The organism is Kitasatospora sp. NPDC059812 (assembly GCF_042732075.1).
Taxonomy (GTDB): domain Bacteria; phylum Actinomycetota; class Actinomycetes; order Streptomycetales; family Streptomycetaceae; genus Kitasatospora.
Window position 1 is genome coordinate 144,151 of the sequence record NZ_JBHWIO010000006.1, and the last position, 21,198, is coordinate 165,348.

Here is a 21,198-nt window from a genome sequence, read left to right on the forward strand (position 1 = left end):
TGAGGCCGTCGAGGAGGCGCCTGCCGCCGTCGTCGTGGAGCCGGTGGCTGAGGTCGAGCCGGCTGCGGAGCCCGAGACGGTCGCCGAGGTCGCCGAGGTCGAGGCTCCCGTGGCAGAGGCGGACGAGCCGGTGGCTGAGGTCGAGCCGATCGCTGAGCCCACAGTTGTCGTGGAGCCGGTGGTCGAGGTTGAGGTCGTCGAGGAGGCGCCCGCCGCTGTCGTCGTGGAGTCGGTCGAAGCGACCGAGGCCATTGAGGACGTGCAGCCGGTGGTCGAGGCCGAGCCGGTCGTTGAGCCCGCCGCTGTTGCGGAGCCGGTGGCTGAGGTCGAGGTCGTCGAGGAGGCGCCCGCCGCTGTGGCGGAGCCGGTGGCCGTGGCCGAGGTTGTCGAGGTCGTCGAGGTCGAGGTCGTCGAGTCCGCGCCCGCCGTCGAGCCCGCGCCCGTCGCCGCCGGTCGGCCCGAGAAGCCGGACTTCACGCCCGGCCGGCCCGTGACCGCCTACTCGGCCGACGAGCTGCTCGCCGTCGTCCGGTGGGTGGACGGTGACGGTGTGGAGCGTACGGAGGAGGAACTGCTGCGGGCGGCGATGAAGGAGCTGGGCTTCGCCCGCCTCGGGCCGCGGATCAAGGAGGCGCTGGGCGCCGCCGTCACCGCCGCGCGGGGCTGACGTACGAGCGGGGAACATCGGCGAAGGGCCCGGGACGCGAGATCGCGTTCCGGGCCCTTCCGCTGTCCCGCGCGGGTTCGGGGGTTTGTCAGCCCGTCTTGGTCCACGGCTGGCCGGTCATCAGCGCCTTGACGTTGGCCACGTACCCCGGGTTGGGGATGACCAGGCTGCCGACGACCTGGCCGGTGGCCGGGTCGGTGACGGTGTTGTAGTGCACGTTGCCCGCCCCGGCGTTGTACGCGGAGATGACGAGGTCGAGCAGCGGCGTCTTGCCGGTGGCCGGGTCGGGGGAGAGGTCGTACTTGCCGTCGAAGGAGGAGTCGCCGTAGTAGGCGACCAGCCAGTCGAGCAGCTGGGTGCCGAGCTGGACGTTCCCGGGGAGGGTCTTCGCGTCGGAGTTGGTGCCGAACTTGCTGTTCATCCAGCTGATCGTGTTCGGCATGATCTGCATGGTGCCGATCCCGCCGTCGCAGGCGAGGATGCCGGACTGCCAGCCGCTCTCCTGCCAGGCGATCGCCTTGACCAGGTTGACGGGTAGCGGCGGGAGCTTGTCGGTGCCGCCGCTGCTGAGGTTGAGCGTGCGGGCCTGGCCGGCGGCGGTGGCGAGGGCCGCGCCGACGGCCTCCTTGGGCTCGTCGGGCTGGGGCTTGCTGGGCTGGCAGCTGCTCTGCAGCGGCGGGACGTGCGGGGTCGGCGGCGCGGGCGGCGGCGGGGGAGCGACCGGTCCGGGCTTGGCGACCGGCACGGGGGCCACGATGGCGGGCTTGGCGACCGGGGGCGGCGTGGCGGGCGCGGCGGGCGGGCTGCTCGGGGCGCCGGGCTTGGTGCTGGTGGCGGTCGGGGCCGGGGTGGTCGGGGCGGGCTTGCTGGACTTGCTCGCGGACGGGTTCGGGCTGTGGGAGGCGCTGGCCGTCGGGGAGGTGGTCGGCGTAGGGGTGGCGGTCGCGGACGGGCTCGCGCTCGGCGTCTCGGTCGGCGTCCCGGTGGCGGCGACCGTGGTGGTGTCCGGCGCGCTGTTCTGGTGGTTGTCGGCGTGTTTGGTGCCGCAGCCGGCCAGGACGGCCGTCGAGACCGCTGCGGCCGACACCATGACCAGTGCTCTCCGGGATGCGCTCACTGCCACTGTGGTTCCCCCCACTCGTCACCGGCGGGCCCGGTGAGTGGCGGTCATCCTACGATGTGATGTTCATGCCCCCTGTGAACGGGTGGTCCAACGCGTGCGCGAGGACCGTCGGCGCCGTCACCAGGGACGGTCCGTACCAGGTCAGGTGGCGTCCGCTGACCAGCGCCGCCGGGACGCCGGGGAACGCCTCGGGGCCGTCCTGTGCCGTGAAGCGGTACGGCTCGTCCGGGAGGACCACCAACTCGGGTCGGCAGGCGAGCAGTTCGGGCAGCGGAACGGCCGGGTAGCGCTCGGCGTGTCCGGCGTGGACGAGCCGGAGGCCGAGGCGGCGCAGCAGGTCCCCGGCGAAGGTGTCGCGGCCCAGGACCATCCACGGGCGGCGCCAGACCGGAACGATCGCCCGCGGGCCGTCCGGCGGGTGCCGGACCGGGGCCCACGCTGCCTCGGCCTGGTCCAGCCAGTCCGGGCGCGGGAGCGCGCAGGCGGCGGTGAGCAGCCGGTCGAGCGAGCGGAACGCGTCGTCCAGGGTGCGGATGTCGGTGACCCAGACCGGCAGGCCGGCCGCCCGCAGCGCGTCCAGGTCGGGGCGCCGGTTCTCCTCGTCGTTGGCGAGGACGAGGTCCGGGGCGAGGGCGAGGATGCCGGGCACGTCCGGGTTCTTGGTGCCGCCGATCCTGGTGACCGCCAGGTCGGCCGGATGGCTGCACCAGTCGGTGGCGCCGACCAGCAGCCCGGGGGCGGTGGCGGCGACCGCCTCGGTCAGCGACGGCACCAGCGACACCACCCGGCGCGGCGGGCGCGGGCCGAACCGGACGGGCAGGTCGAGATCGTCCCGCAGGACGGTGGGATCGGCCATCCGGCCACCCTACGCCGGGGGTCCGCGGACGGGTATCGGACGGGCGGCACGGGCATCGGACGGGCGATGGTCGGGCGGCGAACGGGTGGCGGATGGCGGGCGGGCGGACGGCGGGTGAACGGGCACCGGGCGGTGCGGAAATCCCCGGGAACCCCCCGGACGGTCCGGCCGACTACCTGGTCCGGGTTCGCACGACGGGCCCCTAGGGCGTGTCTGACAATTCCCGCCGGGCGCGCGACGCCGGGCATCCCGCCTGGACGCACCGGCGAAACGTCCAAGTACGACCCAGTACGAGGACGCTTCGCCGGCGCGCCCAGCCGGGCGCCCAACGCCGCGCGCTGATCCGCCGCGAATTGTCAGACACGCCCTGGCACGATCACCCACCAGGAGAATTGTCATGCGCCCTCGCGTTGTCTGCGGAATCGCGGCCGCCGTCGCCCTGTTCGCCACGGCCTGCGGAAGTGGCGCCGGAAGCGGTGCCGGAAGCGGTGCCGGAAACGGCGGCGGGGGAGGCGGAGAGCGCGGCGCGGCCGGCGCCGCCCAGACCGCCCCGGCCGGCGGCTACCCCGTCAAGGTGGCCGACTGCGCGGACCGGGAGACCACCATCGCCAAGGCCCCCGCCAAGATCGTCACCAGCAATGCCGCCGCCCTGGAGATACTGCTCCAACTCGGCGCGGGCGACCGGGTGATCGGTACCGGCTTCCCGCCCGGCAAGGGCACCCTCCCGCCGGCCCTGGCCGAACAGGGCGCCAAGGTGCCGGTGCTCGGCGACAAGACGATCCCCAAGGAGAAGCTGCTCGGCTCCGGCGCCGACCTCTACGTCGACACCTTCGGCGCGATGCCGATGATGGGCGGCGGCGCCACCGGGCCCAGCGAGGAGGAGTTCGCGGCGGCCGGCATCCAGCACGTCTACCTCCTCTCGACCGCCTGCGCCGGCACCCCCAAGGCCGCCAAGGCGCCGCGCACCGACCTGTCCGGGGTCGAGAACGACATCCGCCGCCTCGGCGCGGTCACCGGCACGGCCGCCCGCGCGGAGGAACTCGTCACCGGGATGGAGAAGCAGGTCGGCGAGGTGCGCACCGCCCTCGCCGGCGTCGCGGAGGCACAGCGGCCCGGCTACTTCGTCTTCGACTTCGACGCCGGCACCAAGCAGCCGGTGGCGGTCTGCGGCCGGCAGGTCGCCAACGCGGTGATCACCCAGGCCGGCGCCCGCAACGTGTTCGCCGACTGCGACGCCGACTTCAAGCCCGGCTCCTGGGAGGACGTCGTCGCCAAGAACCCGGACTGGATCCAGCTCGCCGTCCGCAACCGGGGCAGCGAGGAGGCCACCCGCAAGGCCTTCGACGACGCCGAGGCGTTCCTGCGCGGCTTCCCCGCGACCCAGGGTCTGAAGGCCGTCCAGGAGGGCCACTTCGTGCGGCTCGGCTCCGAGGTCACCACCATCGCGGGTGTGCGCAACGCCGACGCCGTCCGGCAGATCGCCGCCACCGTCCACCCCGATCTCGTCAAGAACGGGCAGTAGACGGTGACGTCGGCCGTCTCCGCCGAACGGCGCGAGGAGCCCCGCCCGGCCCGCACCCTGCGGGCCGGGCCGCTGGCCGTCGCGCTGACCGCCGCCCTGGTGCTCGCGCTGACCGCCGCCGTGTCGTTCGGCGCGGTGGACATCCCGCCCGGCGAGGTCTGGTCGGTGGTCGCCCACCACCTCACCGGGCGGGCCCCCGAACCCGGCACCCGCGACCTCATCGTCTGGCAACTGCGCGTCCCGCGCGCCCTGCTGGCGGCGACGGTCGGGGCCGGGCTCGGCCTGGTCGGCACGGCCGTGCAGGCCCTGGTCCGCAACCCGCTCGCCGATCCCTACCTGCTCGGCATCTCCTCCGGCGCCTCCCTCGGGGCGGTCGCGGCGATCGTCCTCGGCACCTCGCTCGGCCTCGACCTCGCCTTCGGCAGCGCGCTCGGCCTCACCGTCTCCCTGGCGGCCTTCGCCGGCGCGCTCGCCGCGTTCTCCCTGGTCTGGCTGGCGGCCCGGCGCGGCGGCGGCTTCTCCCCGCTGCGCCTGGTCCTCGCGGGCATCGCCATCGCCCAGTTCCTCGGCGGCATCACCAGCTACCTCGTCCTGCAGACCCGCGACGAGCAGCAGACCCGTGGCGTGCTGTTCTGGCTGATGGGTAGTCTCGGCGGCGCGGTCTGGGCCCAACTCGCCGTCCCCGCCGTCGCGGTGGTGCTCGGGCTGGCCCTGCTCCAGGCCCGTGCCCGCGGGCTCAACGCGATGCTCATGGGCGACGAGACGGCCGCCGGGCTCGGCGTGGACGTCACCCGGCTGCGCCGGGAGGTCTTCGTCGTCACCAGCGTGCTGACCGGCGTGCTGGTCGCGGTCTCCGGCGCGATCGGCTTCGTCGGACTGATGGTGCCGCACGTCTGCCGCCTGCTCGTCGGCGGCGACCACCGGCGCCTGCTGCCGCTGTCCGCGCTCACCGGCGCGCTGCTGCTGGTCGTGGTCGACACCGTGGCCCGTACCGCGCTGGACGGCCAGGAACTGCCGATCGGCGTGGTCACCGCCGTCCTCGGCGCCCCCACCCTGCTCTACCTGCTGGACCGACGACTGGAGCGCACGTGAGGATCGCCGTCGAGGACCTGAGCGTCACCCTGTCCGGGCGGGCGGTGGTGGCCGGCGTCCACCTGGTCGCCGAGGAGGGGGAGATCGCCGGCCTGGTCGGGCCCAACGGCAGCGGCAAGTCCAGCCTGCTGCGCACCGTCTACCGGCACCTGCGGCCGAGCGCCGGGCGGGTGCTGCTGGCCGGGCGCGACCTGGCCGGGCTGCGCCCCGCGCAGTCCGCCCGGCACATCGCCGCGCTGCCGCAGGAGCGGGGCGGGGACTTCGAGTTGAGCGTCCGCGAAGTGGTCGCGATGGGCCGCACCCCCTACAAGCGGTCGTTCGCCGGCGACGACGCCGAGGACCACCGGATCACCGCCGACGCGCTGGCACGGGTCGGCATGGCGGACGCCGCCGACCGCCGCTTCGCCCAACTGTCCGGGGGCGAACGGCAACGGGTGCTGCTGGCCCGCGCGCTGGCCCAGCAGCCGGACGTCCTGGTGCTGGACGAGCCGACCAACCACCTGGACGTCCGGCACCAGGTCGAACTCCTCGCCCTGCTGCGGGACCAGCGCCGCACCACCCTGGTCGCGCTGCACGACCTCAACGCGGCCGCCTCCGTCTGTGACCGGCTGCACGTCCTGCACCGCGGCGCCCTGGTGGCCTCCGGGGCGCCGCGCGAGGTGCTGACCGCGGAGCTGCTGGCCGAGGTGTTCGGCGTCCGGGCGGCAGTGGTCGAACACCCGCTCACCGGTGACCCGTTGATCGCCTTCGACCACCGCACCCCGGCCGTCCCGACCCCGGCCGTCCCGACCCCGGCCGTCCCGACCGCCCCGGCTCCGGTGGAGGGTGCCGGGGCCGGGGCGGATGCTGGTGGGGTGGAGGTCGCAGGGTTGGATGCCGCCGGGGTGGAGCCTGCGCGTCAGAGCGCCTCGTAGTGGCTCGGCCGGCCGTCGAGTTCGACCAGCCGGCCGCGCGGCGCGGCGTCCGCGCGGCGCAGCAACAACCACTCACCCTCGGCGCGGTGGGTTACCGAGGTGTGACAGGGCGGCATACACGCGTCGGCAGCGTAAAAACGCCGGATGCCGAACTTCGGTGCGCCCGCCGGCTGCGGGTGGATGGACAGCCGGACCGACCGGGGGTGCTGCTCGGCGATCAACTCGCCCCAGGCGCGGCTGCGCTGGATCACCCCGTACGCGCGGCGACGGCAGTCGCGCTGCAGGGCGGAGCGGGTGCCGGTGAAGCCGACGGTGTCGTCGGTCAGGAAGCGGGTGATGCCGCGGTAGAGCCGCAGGGTCTCCTCGTCCGTCAGCACCTGCTCGCGCAACTCCTCGACGCTCGGCGCGTACTGGGCGTGCACCCGGGCGCGCTTGTCGTCGTACGGCAGGTCGCCGAGGACGTCCCGCAGGTCGAAGGTGGCGAGGTGGGCGAGGTCCTCGCGCCCGATCATCGCCGTCAACTCGTCGGAGTACTCGTCGATGTGGTCGTCGGGGACGTGGACGAGGTCGCCGAAGATGTGCCCGTCCGAGCAGATCAGGATCCGCGCGCCGGGCTCGTAGTACCCGCCGATCTCCGCGCAGAGCCCGTCGAGGAAGGTGAGCGACAGCCGTTCGCCTTCGTCGGGCAGGTGGCTGAGCACCTTCGCGGGGTTCGGCGACTTGCAGGGGAAGCCGGGCAGGGTGAAGAGGATCGGGTCGCCGGCGGTGATGAAGTCCTTCAACTGGGCCAGCTGGAACGGGAAATGCTCGGGCTTGGCGTCCAGCCCCGGGTCGGAGGCGCGGCGGTGCGGCAGCAGCAGGCCGAGGATCCGGGCGGCGAGCCGTGCGGCGTCCTGCTGGTCGGTGCCGCCCCCGGTGTTCGCGGGCTCCGGTGCGGGCTCCGGCGCGGGCGTGGGCGCAGGTGCGGTGTGGTGGTGGCGGGTGGAAACGGTGCCGGCGGGCGGCATGGTGGTCCTCCGTGGAAGGTGGTGCGGGCGTGGAGCGGACGCCGGGCCGACGTCGGGCGGACGTCGGCGGGCGGGCGCGGCCGCGGGGTGTTCGCAGGGTGGCCGAGGGCCCCGGCTCAGGCGCGCCGGTCGTAGCCGACGGGCAGCCGGTTGACCCCGCGCGCCAGGACGGCGGGGATCCAGGCGAGGGAGTCCAGGTCCTCGTCGGCAGCCTCGGACGGGCGCAGTCCGGGCAGCCGGGTGAGCAGGGTGGCGACGGCGGTCTGGAGTTCGGCCCGGGCCAGGGCGGCGCCGGGGCAGTAGTGGATGCCGTGGCCGAAGGCGAGATGGGCGTTGGGCGTGCGGTCGAGGTCGAGGCGGTCCGCGTCCGGGAACCGCGTCTCGTCCCGGTTGGCGGCGCACAGCGAGACGATCACCGAGTCGCCGGCCGGGACGGTGGTCCCGAACAGGTCTCCGTCCTCGGCGAGGAACCGCCAGGTGGTGAGCTCGAACGCGGCGTCGTGGCGCAGCAGTTCCTCCACCGCGCGGGCCAACAGGCCGGGGTCGTGGGCGGGCCCCTCGGAGAGGGAGTCGCGCAGCCGGGCGAGCTGGTCGGGGTGGCGCAGCAGCGTGATCAGCATGGTGGTGATCTGGTTGGTGACCGGCTCCTGGCCCGCGACCAACAGCTGGAACACCATGGAGTCCAGCTCCTCGCGGCTCAACTCGCCCGCGTCGTGGGCGGCGACGAGCCGGCCCAGCAGGTCGGCGCCGGCCGTGTCCGGGTCGTGCCGGTCGTGGCCATCGGAGGGGTTCCCGGCGCGCTTGTGGGCGACCACGTCGGCGATGTACGTCTGGAGGCCGCGCAGCCGCGCCTCGTACGCCGGGCGGCCCGGATCGTGCGGGCCGACGGGCTGCACGACCTTGCCCCAGTCGCGGTCGAACCGCACCGCCAACTCGGCCGGCAGGCCGATCACTTCGGCGAGCACCCGGAACGGGAAGTGCGCCGCGAAGCCGGCCACCAGATCGGCGCCGCCGGTCTCGGGCAGTTCGTCGACCAGCGCGTCGGCCAGCTCCTGGAAGCGCGGGCGCAACGACTCCACCCGGCGCGGCGCGAAGGCGTCCAGGACGAGCCGGCGCATCGTGGTGTGCTTGGGCGGGTCCTGGTGCAGCAGGTGGACCTGCAACTGGGAGTGCTGCGGCTCGGGCATGATCGACGCCAGCTTGTGCCAGTTCTCGTTGCCCAGCGCGTGGTTCTTGCCGAACCTGGGGTCGTTGAGGGTCTCGTGGGCGGCCTGGTAGCCGGTGACCAGCCAGGCGTGGATGCCGCTCGGGAACTCCACCCGGTGCACCGGCCCGGCCTCGCGCATCCGCCGGTAGAGCGGGTACGGGTCGCTCTTGTACGCGGGGCCGTACAGCGGTACTGGGTCCGGGAGTTGGTCGTACCCGTACGGGCAGCGCGGTTCGTCCGCCGGGTGGGCCGGCGCCGGATCGTGGACGGTGTCGGTCATCTGCGGTGTTCCTCCGGTGGTGCGGGCATGGCGGGGTGCGGGCTCTCGGGTATGGGCTCTGGGGTACGGGCTCTGGGCATGCGGGCGTTGGGAGTTGGGGAGGCGCGGTCCGGCAGGCTCAGGTCCGTGGGCGGCGGTGCAGGGCGAGCAGGGCCACGGCCGTCGCCGCGACCAGGGCGGCCAGGGCGATGCCCGTCCGGGTGCCGGTGGTGGCGCGGTCGCCGGCCAGCGCGGCGGCGCCGGCCAGGGCCGGGCCGAGGGCGAAGCCCAGGCTGCGGGCCAGTTGGACGGCGGAGCCCGCGGTGGCGAGCTTCCCGGGGGGCGAGGCGGTCATCACCAGGGCCTGGGTGGGGCCGCCGTTGAGGCCCATCCCGACACCGGCCAGGGCGAGCCGCCAGGCGATGTCGGCGGCGGACCACCCGGTGTCCAGCGGGACGAGCAGCGCCAGGCCGAGGGTGGTGACGGCGGCGCCGGCGAGCGCGGTCGGGCGGGCGCCCCAGCGGTCGGCCAGCCGTCCGCCGACCCGGCCGGCCAGCACCATGCCGAGCGGGAAGGCCAGCATGGTGAGCGCGGTGGCGGTGGCGCTCTCGCCGCCCGGACCGCGCAGGTGCTGGGCGAGCAGGTAGTGGCAGGCCGCGAAGCCGGCGGCGAGGGCCAGCACCGACGCGTTGACCCCGACGGTTCCGGCGGCCCGCAGCACCTTGGCGACCGGCCTGCCCCCGGGGCGGCGCAGCCAGACCAGCACCAGGGGGGCGGCGGGCAGCGCCAGCAGCAGCCACAGCGGCGCCTCCGGGGCCAGGGTCAGCGCGAGCAGCACGGCGGCGACGGCCGCGCCTATCAGGGCGGCGTCGCCGAGCGACGCCCGGTCGGGCGGGCGCAGGTGGCCCCGCCGCGGGGCGTACCGGCGCACGATCAGCACGGCGGCCAGGCAGACCGGCAGCTTGATCAGGAAGACCGCCCGCCAGCCGAAGTGGTCCAGTAGCAGGCCGCCGATGACCGGCCCGGTGACGGCGCCGAGCGGGCCGAGCGTCGCCGGGATGCTCATCGCCCGTCCGCGCGATTCGGGGCGGACGGAGGTGGCGGCCAGCACCGGCATCAGGACGAACAGCACCGCGCCGAAGGCGCCCTGGAGCAGTCGGGCGGCGATCAGCCAGCCCGCCCAGGGGGCGAGGGAGGCCAGCACGCTGCACGCGGCGAAGCAGCTGACGGCGAGCAGCAGCGCCGAGCGGGTGCCCACCTGGTCCAGCCAGCGCCCGGCGGGCAAGAGGAGTGCCATCAGCGGGAGTTGGTAGCCGAGGGTGGCCCACTGGGCGACCCCGGCGGACACGTGCAGGCTGGCCGAGATGTCGGTGAGGGCCAGGTTGACCACGTTCATGTCGAGCATCGCGACGAACGAGAGCAGCCCGGCGGCCACGACCAGAATCCACCGGTCTGCCGGTTCGGCCTGACTGTCCATCAACGTGGCGACGGTCAGCGGCTGTTGCGCTGCCATGAAGTCCCTCCGTTGCCCGACTGCTGTCCCGGACACCGCCTCGGCGGCGGGGTCCGGTACAGCAGTCGGAGGCGCGGGGGCTCCAGTTCCGAACATGTGAAGGAATTTTCGGACGGACGGGGGCGACGGACGGATGGCAACCGATAGCAGACAACTAACAACTAACAGATAACAGATTTCGAAATCTGTTATCTGTTAGTTGTCATCTGTTACCCGCTACCTGCCCCCGCTCAGCAGGCCGCTGCGAGTTCCCCGCCCTCGGCCGCGCGGAGCCGGGCTATCAGCTCCTCCCGGGCGCGGGCGACTCGGGAGCGGACGGTGCCGATCGGGCAGCCGGCGACCTCGGCCGCCTCGGCGTAGCTCAGGCCGACCATCTGGGTGAGGACGAAGGCCTCCCGCCGCTGGGCGGGCACCCGGTCGAGCAGGTCCCCGAGCGCGACGCCGTCCTCGAACCCGGCTGCCGGTTCGGCTCCTTGCCGCTCCGCCGCCTCCTGCCAGTCCGGCAGCGCCGCGCAGCGCGGTCGGGCGGCGGCCGTCCGGTACCGGTCGATCACCGTGCGCCGGGCGATCGACAGCAGCCAGGTGCGGGCCGAGGAGCGGCCGGCGAACGCGGGCAGGCCGCGCAGCGCGCGCAGGAAGGTCTCCTGTGCGAGGTCGTCGGCGGACTGGACGTCGGTGAGGTGGGCGACGAACCGCCAGACGTCCCGCTGGGTGGCGCGGACGAAGGCCTCGACGTCCGGGGCCCGGCCCGCGCGGGCGGTCAGTGCGAGCGCGGTGAGCTGCTCGTCATCCACGGTGGCCTCCCACCCGGCCGGTCCCACCGTGAGGGCAGTGCGGGACGATGGTCGTATGAGATGCGCGCAGTTCCGTACCGCCCTGTCGGCCCGGCTCGACGGCGAACCGACCGGACTGTCGGGTGGCCGGTTGGACGGGCACGTCGCGCGCTGCGCCGGTTGCCGTGCGTGGCTGGAGCGGGCCGAGCAACTGCGCGGCCGCGTCCGGGCGAGCGCCGCCGCCGGCCCGTCGGACGAGTGGTCGGCCCGCTTGCTGGACGGACTCGGCGTGCGGGGGCTCGGGGGCGGTCAGGCTCCGGACGGGCCGGAGGCCGTGGAGCGGTAGGACGGTGGCGCCGGCCCAAGCCGGTGCGCCGTCGTAGTCAGGCATGCGAAGGTCCTGAGGGGAGGGCTGGGAGCGGCGCCACCCGAGGCGGCGCCGCCGGCGTCCATGGGACTTCCGCGCGGCCCGCGGCGCCTCCACGGAGGAGACGGCGGGCGGGCGCGGGTCCGGGCCCTGGCGGCACGGCGGCGAAGGCGCGGCCGAGCGGCAGGGCGACCTGCCCGCCGAGCGAACCCCGTGGGCCCTGCGGTCCCCGGCGGCGGTGGGCTGCCGGGCGGTAGGCGCAGGAGTGGGGACGGCGGGCGCGTCAGCAGGCGAGGGCGAGCGCCGGCGGGCCGCGCCGGACCACGGCATGGGTGAGCAGCACCGACCGGGATGGCCGGGTCCGGCCGCCGGTGGGCCGGGGTGCAGCCGGCGGGCGGTAGCCGAAGGGGCGCGCGAACAGCGCCAGCAGCGGGAGCACCAGCACTCCCGCGACCACGGTGCCGAGCGCGCCGAGCAGGTCGAAGAGCCGGACCAGCGCGGCGTCACCGCGCCACAGCAGCAGCGCGCAGGCCAGCGCGGCGAGCGCGTGGGCGGCGATCATCCCGAAGGACATCCCGTGCGCCATGTCGTGTGCCATGCCGTGTGCCGTCCCGGAGGGCATCCCGTGTGCGGCGGATGCTCCGGACAGGCCCGACGTACCCGGCATGCCGGGCATCCCCGCCATCCCGGCCGCGTCCAGCGCCGTCCCATCGGCCGAAGCCGAAGCCGAAGCCGAAGCGGACGCGGAGACCGACGCGGACGTGGATACCGATACCGGGGCGGAAACCACACCCGCCGCCGTCCCGTGGTGCATGCCCGCCATGGTGTGCAGGCCGTTGGCGGCGGGCGGGACGTCCGGGTCGAGGCCCGCCATCCGGGCCAGCTCGACGGGGGAGAGCCCGCCGGGGATCCGCTCGGGGTTGCAGAGCAGCAGCGCGGCCCAGTCCGTGGTGGCGAGCCGGCCGAGACCGCCGCCTCCCCGGCCGAACGCCGCGGCCTGTTCGAACAGCAGGTGCAGCGCGCTCTGGGCCGCGACCATCCAGGCGCTGATCGCGCCGAGCCCGCGCCGTTTGCCGGCGAGCAGCCAGGTCAGACCGAGGACGGCCCCGAACGCGCCGATCAGCACCGGTGGTGAGACCCCGGCTCCGGCCATGGCGACGTGCGCCGCGGCGGCCAGCGCCACGCACAGCGCGGCGAAGACCACGGCGCGCAGCAGGCGGATCCGGTCGGTCATCACGATGGCACTCATCGTCGCACCCGCTCCGCCCGGCCCGGACCGCACCCTCCGGTATTGGCCGGTTCCACCCCGTGAGACCATGCCCGGCCCCGTGCCTCCGTGTGTCGAGAGTCCGGCCCGGCCGCCGCACCAACCCGTTCGTACGACCATCGACGCGGTTTGACATCACCCCCCGCTTGCTCACTAAATGTGCACACCCCGGTACCGATAGTGGTTGCCGGGCGGACGCCGAACGCGAAGCAGGAGGCCCGGCCATGGAGACCTCGACCGGCTTGGCGGCCCCCGCCGCCGACCTCGCCGACCCCCGCTTCTGGCAGCTGCCCGCCCCCGCCCGCGCGGCCGCCTTCGCCGAACTGCGCCGACGCCCCGCGCCGGTGTTCTTCGGCGATCCCGCCACCGGCCGGGGCTTCCACGCGCTGGTCCGCCACGCCGACGTGGTCGAGGCCAGCCGCACCCCCGCGGTGTTCCTCAGCGGCCCCGGCGTCACCACCCCGGAACCGCCCCGCTGGGTCCGGCTGGTGTTCGGCGACTCGATGGTCAACCTCGACGACCCCCGGCACGCCCAACTGCGCAGGATCGTCTCGCGGGCCTTCACCCCCCGGCTGCTCGGCCAGGTCGAGGAGGACATCCGCCGCGTCGCCACCCGCCTGGTCGACGACGTCGAGCGGCGGCGGCCGGAGGACTTCGTCACCTCCGTGGCCGCCGAGCTCCCCTTCCAGGTGATCTGCACCATGATGGGGATCCCGGAACATCCGCGCCGAATGATCCTGGACCAGGTCAACCACGCCTCCGAGAACATCGGCGTGGCCCGCCCGCTGCGCCGCCGGATCCGGATGCCCGGGCGCGGGCTGCTGGCGCTGGCCCGCATGCAGGGCATGGTCGCCTCGATCGGTCGTGAGCGTCGCCGCCGGCCCACCGAGGACCTGATCTCAGCCCTGGTCACCGCCGACGTGGACGGCCGCCGGCTCACCGGACGCGAACTCGGCGCGTTCTTCTCCCTGCTGCTGGTCGCCGGCGTGGAGACCACCCGCAACGCGCTTGCCCACGGCCTGCACCTGCTGACCGCGCACCCGGAGCAGCGCGCCCTGCTGCTCGCGGACCTCGACGGGGGGCTCGGCGGTGCGGTCGACGAGATCATCCGCCACGCCACGCCGATCATCCACTTCCGCCGGACCCTCGCCGTCGACCACGAGCTCGGCGGCCCCGGGGGCCCGCTGCTGCGCGCGGGGGAGAAGGTCGCCCTGTTCTTCGGCTCGGCCAACCGGGACGAGACGGTCTTCCCCGACCCGGACGCGTTCGACATCACCCGCACGCCCAACCCCCACCTCGGCTTCGGCGGCGGAGGGCCGCACTACTGCATCGGGGCGCACCTGGCCCGGCAGGAGATGAAGGTGCTGTTCCGCGAGCTGTTCGCCCGGCTGCCCGAGGTGCGGTCGGTCGGCGAGCCGGACATCGTGCCGTCCAACTTCGACCACCGGGTCCGGTCGCTGCGCTTCACGTTCTGAACCCTCCGAGTCCTCTGAGCACTCTGAACTCTCAGAGCCTCCGAGCCTCCGAGCCTCCGGACCCCCTGAACTGTGCCTGGCCCGGCCGTTGGCCCTATCCGACCGGTTCCCAGACCGCGTGGTCGTGCGCGAACAGAACCCGGCGCGGCCCGTACTCCGCCACCCGGTCCAGCCAGGCCCGGTAACCGGGCAGCGGCGCGGCCACGCCCTCGCGCGACGCCCGCCGGGCGAGCACCGCCTGGCCGTACTCGGACGCGAAGTCGTACGCCTGCCCGGCCAGCATCACCGCGCCGCCGCCGGGCCGCTCGACCACCAGTGACTGGTGGCCGCCGGTGTGCCCGGGCGTCGGCAGCACCCGTACGCCCGGCCAGACCTCCGTCTCGCCGTCCAGTTCGCGGTAGTCGGCGCCGGGGAAGTCGACCAGCGCGTCGATGGTGTACGCGCCGCGCCGGGCGGCGGCCAGTTCGGCCGCCTGGACGAGGACGGGCGTGCCGGCGAGCAGCGGATTGCCGCCGCAGTGGTCGAAGTGGAGGTGGCAGTTGACCACCAGGTCGATGTCGGCGCAGGCGACGCCGACGGCCGCGAGCGCCTCCGTCAGCGGGCGGCGGACCGGGCGGTAGTGCGCTTCGGTCTCGGGCTCGCCTGCGCCGATCCCGGTGTCGAACAGCAGCAGCCCCTCCGGGCGGCGGACCAGGTACGCGAGGACCGGCTCCACCCGCGGCTCCGGGCCGCCCACCTCGGACGCAGGCCGGACGAAGTACCCGAGATCGAGGCGGCGGACCGCGTGCATGGAGCTCCCCTTGTCGCGCTGTCCCCCGTACGGGCGGCCGCGGCGGCCCCCGTTCGCAGCCTACCCGCCGATCGGCAGCCCTCGGTCGGCCTTCACCTGCTTCATCGTCAGATGCGAGTTGACCTGCGCGATCCCCGGCAGGCCCGAGAGCACGTCGGTGATGAAGCGCTCGTACGCGGCGATGTCGGCCACCGCGATGCGCAGCAGGTAGTCGGGTTCCCCGAAGAGGCGGTGCGCCTCCACCACTTCCGGCAGCTCCGCCACCCGGCGTTCGAACTCGGCGACCGTCACCTGATCCTCGTGACGCATGGTGATCGTGACGAAGGGTTGGAAGCCGCGTCCGACCGCCGTGCCGTCCAGGAGCGCCCGGTAGCCGCGGATCACGCCGTCCTGCTCCAGCTGTCGGACCCGGCGCAGGCAGGGGGAGGGGGTGAGGTCCACCCGGGCGGCCAGGTCGGCGTTGGTCAGGCGGCCGTCCTGCTGGAGCTCGCGGAGGATTCTGCGGTCGATTCGGTCCATGGCGCAACATTCTGCCAAAACGCGGGCCGGACCAGCAGGAAGTGGCCATCGCGTGCCAGGGCTATCCGGCTACCTTCAGTGACCGAACGCACCGGACAGGTGCCGCGAGGATCACCGGACCAACGGCCGGGACCCGCCCGAACGAGCACGACAGGTCACCGCCACCCATGGACACCCATGCCCTCCTTCTCTTCCTCGGAGTCGACCTGCTGCTGGTCTGCACACCGGGGCCCGACTGGCTCTACATCGCCGCCCGAGGCCTCGGCCAGGGTCGGCGCGCCGCCTTCATCGCGGTCGGCGGCGTCTGCGCCGGCTACGCCGTCCACACCCTGCTCTCCAGCGCCGGCCTGGCCGCCGCGCTGCGTGCCGTCCCCGCCGCCCTGCCCGTCCTGCGCCTCACCGGCGCCGCGTACCTGCTGGTGCTGGCCGTCACCATGCTGCTCGCGCTGCGCAAGGGCGGGGGCGCCACGGCCCTCACCGAGCCCAAGCCGCAGCCCACCGCGACCGTGCTGCGTCAGAGCATGCTGACCGCCCTGCTCAACCCCAAGGGGCTGCTGCTCTACCTCTCCCTGGTGCCGCAGTTCGTCGAGCCGGGCGCCGCGCTGCCGGTCGGCGGGCAGGTGCTCGCCCTCGGCTCGCTCAACGTGCTGGCCTGCGCCGTCGTGTACGGGCTGGTCGCGCACGCCAGCGGACGCCTGGGCGGCCGGCTCGGCGGCACCCCGCGTGCGGCGCGCCGGATGACCCTCGTCTCGGCGGTGCTGCTGATGCTGGTGGCGGGCGTCACGGCGAGCGCCTGAGAACGGGAGCACAATGCCGGGCATGACAGAGCGTCCGACCTTCCCCGGCACCTGGCCCGCCGATCAGCCTGCGTCCGGCGATCAGCCCGCGTCCACCGAACAGCCCGCCGCCGGAGGGGAACCTGCGGACCGGCCCGCCGCCGACCTCTGGGCCGCCCTCGGCGGATCGGCCGAGCTGCTGGGGCGGGTCTCCTTCCACGGCCCCGGCGACGTCCTGGCCTCCGGCCTGCCGGTGCGCAGGCTCGCCCGGGCCACCGTGGCCGCCTGCTCGCTGGCCGCCGCCGAACTTGCCGCCCACCGCGCCGGCGGCCCGGTCCCCGCCGTCCGGGTGGACCAGGGCGCCGTCGCCACGGCCTTCGTCAGCGAACGCCACCTGACCGTCGACGGCCGCACGCCCGTCAGCTTCGCCCCGCACTCCGGCTTCTGGCGCGCCGCCGACGGCTGGGTCCGCACCCACGCCAACTACCCGCACCACCGCACCCGACTGCTCGCCGCCCTCGACCTGCCCGCCGACGCCGGGCCCGAAATGCTCGCCAAGCTGCTGGGCGAACTGCCGGCGGCGCAGGTCCAGGAGCGGGCGTTCGAAGCGGGGGCGCTCGCCGTAGCCGTCGCGCCGGTGAGTGCCACCGCGCACCCCCTGGTGGAGAGCCGGGTGACCGGCACCGCGCCCGTCCGCCCGCTCGGCGACGCCGGCCCCGAGCGGCCCGCCGCCGGGATCCGCGTCCTCGACCTCACCCGGGTCATCGCCGGCCCGGTCGCCACCCGCACCCTCGCCCTGCTGGGCGCCGACGTCCTGCGCGTCGACCCGCCCCACCTCCCCGAGGCCGACGACGCCCACGCCGACACCGGCTTCGGCAAGCGCTCCACCCGCCTCGACCTCACCGATCCCGCCGACCGCGCCGTCTTCGACGGCCTGCTCGCCACCGCCGACGTCCTCGTCACCGGCTACCGCCCCGGAGCCCTCGACGCGCACGGCCTCGCCCCAGACGCACTGTCGGCCCGCCACCCCGGCCTGATCGTCGCGCAGCTCTGCGCCTGGGGCTGGACCGGCCCCTGGGCCGGCCGGCGCGGCTTCGACAGCCTCGTCCAGGCCGGCGTCGGCATCGCCGCCCACGAGGCCGGCCCCGACGGCCGCCCGGGCGTACTGCCCGCCCAGGCCCTCGACCACGGCACCGGCTACCTCGTCGCCGCCGCCATCCTGCGCGCCCTCACCGAGCAGCGCACCGGCCGGCCCGGCGGCCGCCACCTGCGGTTCTCCCTCGCCGGTACGGCCTCGTGGCTGCTGCACGGCATCCCGCCCGAGGCGCCCGCCCCTGCTGCCCCGGCGGACGCTGCCCCGGCGGACGGTGCCCCGGCGGACGGTGCTCCGGACACCGGGGCGTACGACCCGGCACGGTGGCTCGCCGAGACCGACTCCGCCTACGGACGGCTGCGCCACGCCCTGCCGCCCATCGCCTACACCGGCGCGCCCACCGACTGGTCCCGCCCGCCGGGGCGCTGGGGGACGGACGCGCCGGTCTGGCTCTGAGGACGCCACGCAACCGCCGCCCCGGCCGGCGGTGTCACAGGCAGCTGGCAGCATCGGCGCATGACTGCACACGCCACCGACTACACCTGGTTCGAGCAGCGCTACCCCATCCCCGGGGCGGCCCACTGCCTGACGCTGGTCGAGGGGATCACCGCCGACGAACTGCTGCGCCGCTTCGGCGCCCTGCCCGGTCGGGAGGTCACCGGCCTGGACGCCGTGGTCGCCGCCTGGGAGACCTTCGACGACGGGGAGGACGAGGAGGCGGAGGCCCGGATCGAGCCGGAGGACGACCGGCTGCTCGTCGCCGTCACCGAACTCGATGGGTGGGCCGTCGTCGTCGAGGTCTTCGGCTACCTCGGCAGCCTGCCCGACGTCATCCGCCGCCTCGCCAACGGCACCCGGCTGGTCTCGCACTTCCGGAACGCCGTCGCGGTGGACCACTTCAACTGGTGGGAACAGGGCAGCTGCCGGCTCCAGTTCGAGCCGCTGTTCCCCACCCAGCGGCACGGTTCGGACGCCGACGCCCCCGGTGTCCCCGCGCTGCTGACGGCCTGCGGCTTCCAGCTCGACGGGGAGGGTCACGACCTGCACACCGAGGCCGCGTTCGCGCTGGCCGAGCGGCTGACGGACGTCCGGCTCACACCGGAACGGCTGGAGGCCGCCACGTTCCGGATCGGCTACGCGCCGACGCGCTAGCTACGGAGTGAGACCCGTGGAGTCAGGCCCGTGAGGTCAGGCCGTGGAGTCAGACCCCCGCCGGGATCTGTTTGGCCCGGCCGCGCATCTGGAGGGCCGTCACGATCTCGATCAGTCCGAGGATCACCAGCCAGCAGCCGGCCAGGACGGCCAACGCGGCGATCGAACCGACCGGCCAGACCAGTAGCAGCACACCGGCCACCGTGTTGGCCACGCCTGCGAAGGCCTGCCAGCCACGGGCCGGCATCGCCGGGTCGGAGACCGCGGCGGCGAGCTGGGTGATGCCCCGGAACAGCCAGCCGATGCCGATCCAGATCGCCAGCAGGAGCAGCGACTGCGCCGCGCTGCGGAAGCAGAGCAGCCCCAGCAGGACGCAGATCGCCCCGCTGATGAAGGCCAGCACCCGCAGCGCGGTGGTCGCGTGGGTGCCGAACGCGGCGATCAGCTGCACGATGCCGATGACCAGCAGGTAGAGGCCGAACAGCACGCCCACCACCAGCAGGGTCTCCTTCGGCCAGACGAAGACGACGATTCCGAGGGCCAGCGAGACGATTCCGGCGAGCAGCAGGACCTGCCAGGCGGCCTTGGCGAGTTGGCCGAGCGGACCCTGGACCGGGGAACCGTCGGGGGTGATGATCGGGGAAACCACGGTGGTGTACTCCTCGGGGCCGGGGACGGGCAGGGGCCGAACCCCAGCCTGGCCGGGCCACTGTCGACCGGCGCGTCGGGTACGGCCGTTCGGGGGACGGAGACAAGAGAGGGGGGAGAGGAAGCGGAGGGGGACGGAAGGGGGATGGGAGAGGGCGTGCGGAGGAGACGAATGTTCGATGGAGTGGCTCCGGTGGCCTGCCGGTCGCCGGAACGACACCGTCCGGCCACCTGCCGTCGATATCATCCGGCGGTATGACTTCTGAAGGGTGGGGGACCCGTTCGGTAGAGCCGGTCAGTCAGCACTACATCGTCTGCGGGGGCAACGCGCTTGCCCACCGGCTGGTCCTGGAACTCGTCGAGCACTACGAGGTCCCGGTCGTCGTCCTGGTCGCCGATCGCACCCGCGACCACGCGCCGCAGATCGAGCAACTCCCCGGCGTCGCCGCCGTCGTCGAGTACGCCAGCATCACCGACGAGGCGCTGCGCGAGGTGTCGATCGACACCGCCCGCGGCCTCGCCCTCGTCGAGGGCAGCGACCAGGACAACATCCACGCCGCGCTCAGCGCCCAAGGCCACAACCCGGACATCCGGATCGTGCTCCGGATGTTCAACCAGCGCCTCGGTGAGAACATCGAACGGCTGCTCAGGAACGGTGCCGCGCTCTCCGGATCCGCCACCGCCGCACCCGCCTTCGCCGCGGCGGCGCTCGGGCGGCCCAACTCGGTCGAGATCGGTGGACGCTTCCTGCACATCGCCTTCGACGAGGCCATCACCTCCGACCGGATCTGCGTGGTCGCCGACCACATCGACCGCCAGGACCTCAGCAAGATCCGCCTGCTGCCCGAACAGCGCGGCGACTCGGCCGACTTCGTCCGGCTCGCCAGCGAGTTCGGCGACGACGGGCCGGTCCGCCCCGGTGGCGTCCGCCGCGAAGCGGAACCGGAGCCGGCGCCCGAGGAGGAACCGGACGGCGTGGCCGCCCTCCAAGCGCTGCGCATCGAACCCAGGGAACCGATCAGCTGGGCGCGGCGGGCGCGCTGGCGGCTGCTCGACATGATGCGCTTCTTCACCAGCGCCCGGATGCGGCTGGTGCTGCTCACCGCCCTCGCCGCGGTGCTGATGGCCTTCGGCGTGCTCTGGTACCTGAACCGGAACTTCGGCTGGACCCTCTACATCTCGCTGCTCGACCTCGCGGGCGCCGCCCAGCCCGACCAACTCGCCGACATCGCCGCCGGGACCGGGACGGGCGGGCTGTGGCAGCGGGTGGCGCAGGTGGTGATCACCATCTGCGGGATCACCTTCGCCCCGGTCGCCACCGCCATCGCGGTCGAGGTGCTCGGCTCCGGGCGGCGCGGGCAGCCCCGCAACCCCGGGGCCGGCACCCGGGACCACGTGATCGTCGTCGGCCTCGGCAACGTCGGCACCCGGGTCGCGGCCCAACTGCACGAACTGGGCGTGCCGGTGGTCTGCATGGAGCGTGACCCGCAGGCCCGGGGCATCGCCGCCGCCCGGGCGCTCGGCATCCCGGTGGTCCTGGGCGACGGCCCGTTCGAGGAGCAGTTGCGTCGCGCCCGGTTGAAGCACAGCCGGGCGCTGGTCGCGGTCAGCGGCGACGACGCCACCAACCTGGAGGCGGCCCTGGAGGCGCGCCACGGGAATCCCGAAGTCCGTGTGGTGGTCCGGCTGTTCGACGACAACTTCGCCGGGCACTTCTACGCGACGCTGGACAACGCGGCCTCGCGTTCGGTCTCGTACCTGGCCGCACCCGCCTTCGCCGCCGCCCTGATGGGGCGCGAGGTGCGCGGGATGCTGTCGGTGTTCCGGCACGTGCTGCTGATCGCCGAGTTGACGGTCGAGGACGGCAGCGGGCTGATCGGCATGAACCGGCACGACCTGGAGGACCCGGGCGGCGTCCGGGTGATCGCCGTCCGGTTCGCCCGCAGTGCGCAGTTGCAGTGGAACTTTCCCGACCGCACCCGGCGCCTCACCCCGGGCGACCAGATCGTGGTCGCCGCCACCCGTAGCGGGCTCGCCCGGCTCAACACGGCGCTGGTGGACGAGGTGTGACGGCGGCTGACGCATAACAGCTGACAGGTAACAGCCGACAGATAACACCTGACAGATAACAGCTAACAGATTTCAGATGACGAAATCTGTTAGCTGTTATCTGTTACT

20 protein-coding genes are annotated in these 21,198 nt (G+C 74.1%); 10 read left to right on the forward strand and 10 right to left on the reverse strand.

The features are described from left to right. On the forward strand, positions 1–667 hold a 667-nt coding region (locus tag ACFV6D_RS05245), incomplete at its 5' end, for a hypothetical protein (RefSeq protein WP_380558481.1). An 88-nt stretch (positions 668–755) separates the two neighbouring features. Here ACFV6D_RS05245 and ACFV6D_RS05250 read toward each other — a convergent pair. Both ACFV6D_RS05250 and ACFV6D_RS05255 read right to left on the reverse strand, forming a co-directional pair. After that, the gene (locus tag ACFV6D_RS05250) at positions 756–1,757 is read right to left on the reverse strand and encodes a transglycosylase SLT domain-containing protein (protein WP_380558484.1); all 1,002 of its coding nucleotides are present in this window, start codon (positions 1,755–1,757) and stop codon (positions 756–758) included. Positions 1,758–1,839: 82 nt separating this feature from the next. Then, complete coding sequence (locus ACFV6D_RS05255) at positions 1,840–2,646, reverse strand: helical backbone metal receptor (protein WP_380558487.1); 807 nt, start codon at positions 2,644–2,646, stop codon at positions 1,840–1,842. Positions 2,647–3,043: 397 nt separating this feature from the next. On the opposite strand from ACFV6D_RS05255, the gene ACFV6D_RS05260 reads away from it, so the two are divergent. From ACFV6D_RS05260 to ACFV6D_RS05270, 3 genes are read left to right on the forward strand one after another with little or no spacing between them, the layout of a single operon-like run. Next, positions 3,044–4,168: an ABC transporter substrate-binding protein gene (locus ACFV6D_RS05260; protein WP_380558490.1), complete on the forward strand. Its 1,125-nt coding sequence runs from the start codon at positions 3,044–3,046 to the stop codon at positions 4,166–4,168. Between the two features lie 3 nt (positions 4,169–4,171). Continuing rightward, a complete protein-coding gene (locus ACFV6D_RS05265; protein WP_380558493.1) occupies positions 4,172–5,260 on the forward strand; it encodes a FecCD family ABC transporter permease in 1,089 nt (362 codons plus the stop codon). Beyond that, positions 5,257–6,174 (forward strand): ABC transporter ATP-binding protein, encoded by a 918-nt coding sequence (locus tag ACFV6D_RS05270; RefSeq protein WP_380558496.1) that lies wholly within the window; start codon positions 5,257–5,259, stop codon positions 6,172–6,174. Before ACFV6D_RS05265 ends, ACFV6D_RS05270 begins: the two co-directional genes overlap by 4 nt. On the opposite strand, the gene ACFV6D_RS05275 is transcribed toward ACFV6D_RS05270, so the two are convergent. The 4 genes from ACFV6D_RS05275 to ACFV6D_RS05290 all read right to left on the reverse strand — a co-directional run bounded on the left by ACFV6D_RS05275 (position 6,159) and on the right by ACFV6D_RS05290 (position 10,954). Further along, complete coding sequence (locus tag ACFV6D_RS05275) at positions 6,159–7,181, reverse strand: L-tyrosine/L-tryptophan isonitrile synthase family protein (RefSeq protein ID WP_380558499.1); 1,023 nt, start codon at positions 7,179–7,181, stop codon at positions 6,159–6,161. The genes ACFV6D_RS05270 and ACFV6D_RS05275 overlap by 16 nt on opposite strands. Before the next feature lie 116 nt (positions 7,182–7,297). After that, positions 7,298–8,668 (reverse strand): cytochrome P450, encoded by a 1,371-nt coding sequence (locus tag ACFV6D_RS05280; protein WP_380494296.1) that lies wholly within the window; start codon positions 8,666–8,668, stop codon positions 7,298–7,300. 118 nt (positions 8,669–8,786) lie between these two features. After that, entirely contained in the window at positions 8,787–10,160 is a 1,374-nt protein-coding gene (locus ACFV6D_RS05285; RefSeq protein ID WP_380558502.1) for an MFS transporter, read from the reverse strand. Positions 10,161–10,390: 230 nt separating this feature from the next. Continuing rightward, the gene (locus ACFV6D_RS05290; protein ID WP_079135986.1) at positions 10,391–10,954 is read right to left on the reverse strand and encodes a sigma-70 family RNA polymerase sigma factor; all 564 of its coding nucleotides are present in this window, start codon (positions 10,952–10,954) and stop codon (positions 10,391–10,393) included. A gap of 55 nt (positions 10,955–11,009) precedes the next feature. Here ACFV6D_RS05290 and ACFV6D_RS05295 point away from each other — a divergent pair, with 55 nt between their 5' ends. Beyond that, on the forward strand, positions 11,010–11,279 hold the full coding sequence (locus ACFV6D_RS05295) for a zf-HC2 domain-containing protein (protein WP_380369027.1): 270 nt from the start codon (positions 11,010–11,012) through the stop codon (positions 11,277–11,279). 304 nt (positions 11,280–11,583) lie between these two features. On the opposite strand, the gene ACFV6D_RS05300 is transcribed toward ACFV6D_RS05295, so the two are convergent. Continuing rightward, positions 11,584–12,549: a hypothetical protein gene (locus ACFV6D_RS05300; protein ID WP_380428112.1), complete on the reverse strand. Its 966-nt coding sequence runs from the start codon at positions 12,547–12,549 to the stop codon at positions 11,584–11,586. A gap of 242 nt (positions 12,550–12,791) precedes the next feature. Between ACFV6D_RS05300 and ACFV6D_RS05305 the strand changes: the two genes are divergently transcribed. Beyond that, on the forward strand, positions 12,792–14,042 hold the full coding sequence (locus ACFV6D_RS05305; RefSeq protein ID WP_363366892.1) for a cytochrome P450: 1,251 nt from the start codon (positions 12,792–12,794) through the stop codon (positions 14,040–14,042). A 94-nt stretch (positions 14,043–14,136) separates the two neighbouring features. On the opposite strand, the gene ACFV6D_RS05310 is transcribed toward ACFV6D_RS05305, so the two are convergent. Together ACFV6D_RS05310 and ACFV6D_RS05315 are read right to left on the reverse strand one after the other, a co-directional pair. Beyond that, on the reverse strand, positions 14,137–14,832 hold the full coding sequence (locus ACFV6D_RS05310; protein WP_063349871.1) for an N-acyl homoserine lactonase family protein: 696 nt from the start codon (positions 14,830–14,832) through the stop codon (positions 14,137–14,139). A 60-nt stretch (positions 14,833–14,892) separates the two neighbouring features. Beyond that, a complete protein-coding gene (locus ACFV6D_RS05315; RefSeq protein ID WP_063349872.1) occupies positions 14,893–15,351 on the reverse strand; it encodes an Lrp/AsnC family transcriptional regulator in 459 nt (152 codons plus the stop codon). A gap of 167 nt (positions 15,352–15,518) precedes the next feature. Here ACFV6D_RS05315 and ACFV6D_RS05320 point away from each other — a divergent pair, with 167 nt between their 5' ends. From ACFV6D_RS05320 to ACFV6D_RS05330, 3 genes are read left to right on the forward strand one after another with little or no spacing between them, the layout of a single operon-like run. Next, complete coding sequence (locus ACFV6D_RS05320) at positions 15,519–16,148, forward strand: LysE family translocator (protein ID WP_063349873.1); 630 nt, start codon at positions 15,519–15,521, stop codon at positions 16,146–16,148. 22 nt (positions 16,149–16,170) lie between these two features. Next, the gene (locus ACFV6D_RS05325) at positions 16,171–17,676 is read left to right on the forward strand and encodes a CoA transferase (RefSeq protein ID WP_380558505.1); all 1,506 of its coding nucleotides are present in this window, start codon (positions 16,171–16,173) and stop codon (positions 17,674–17,676) included. Positions 17,677–17,736: 60 nt separating this feature from the next. After that, a complete protein-coding gene (locus ACFV6D_RS05330) occupies positions 17,737–18,372 on the forward strand; it encodes a DUF6461 domain-containing protein (RefSeq protein ID WP_380558507.1) in 636 nt (211 codons plus the stop codon). A 49-nt stretch (positions 18,373–18,421) separates the two neighbouring features. On the opposite strand, the gene ACFV6D_RS05335 is transcribed toward ACFV6D_RS05330, so the two are convergent. After that, positions 18,422–19,021: an HdeD family acid-resistance protein gene (locus ACFV6D_RS05335; RefSeq protein WP_063349875.1), complete on the reverse strand. Its 600-nt coding sequence runs from the start codon at positions 19,019–19,021 to the stop codon at positions 18,422–18,424. A 254-nt stretch (positions 19,022–19,275) separates the two neighbouring features. Here ACFV6D_RS05335 and ACFV6D_RS05340 point away from each other — a divergent pair, with 254 nt between their 5' ends. Further along, on the forward strand, positions 19,276–21,090 hold the full coding sequence (locus ACFV6D_RS05340; RefSeq protein ID WP_380428117.1) for an NAD-binding protein: 1,815 nt from the start codon (positions 19,276–19,278) through the stop codon (positions 21,088–21,090). Positions 21,091–21,198: the final 108 nt, after the last annotated feature.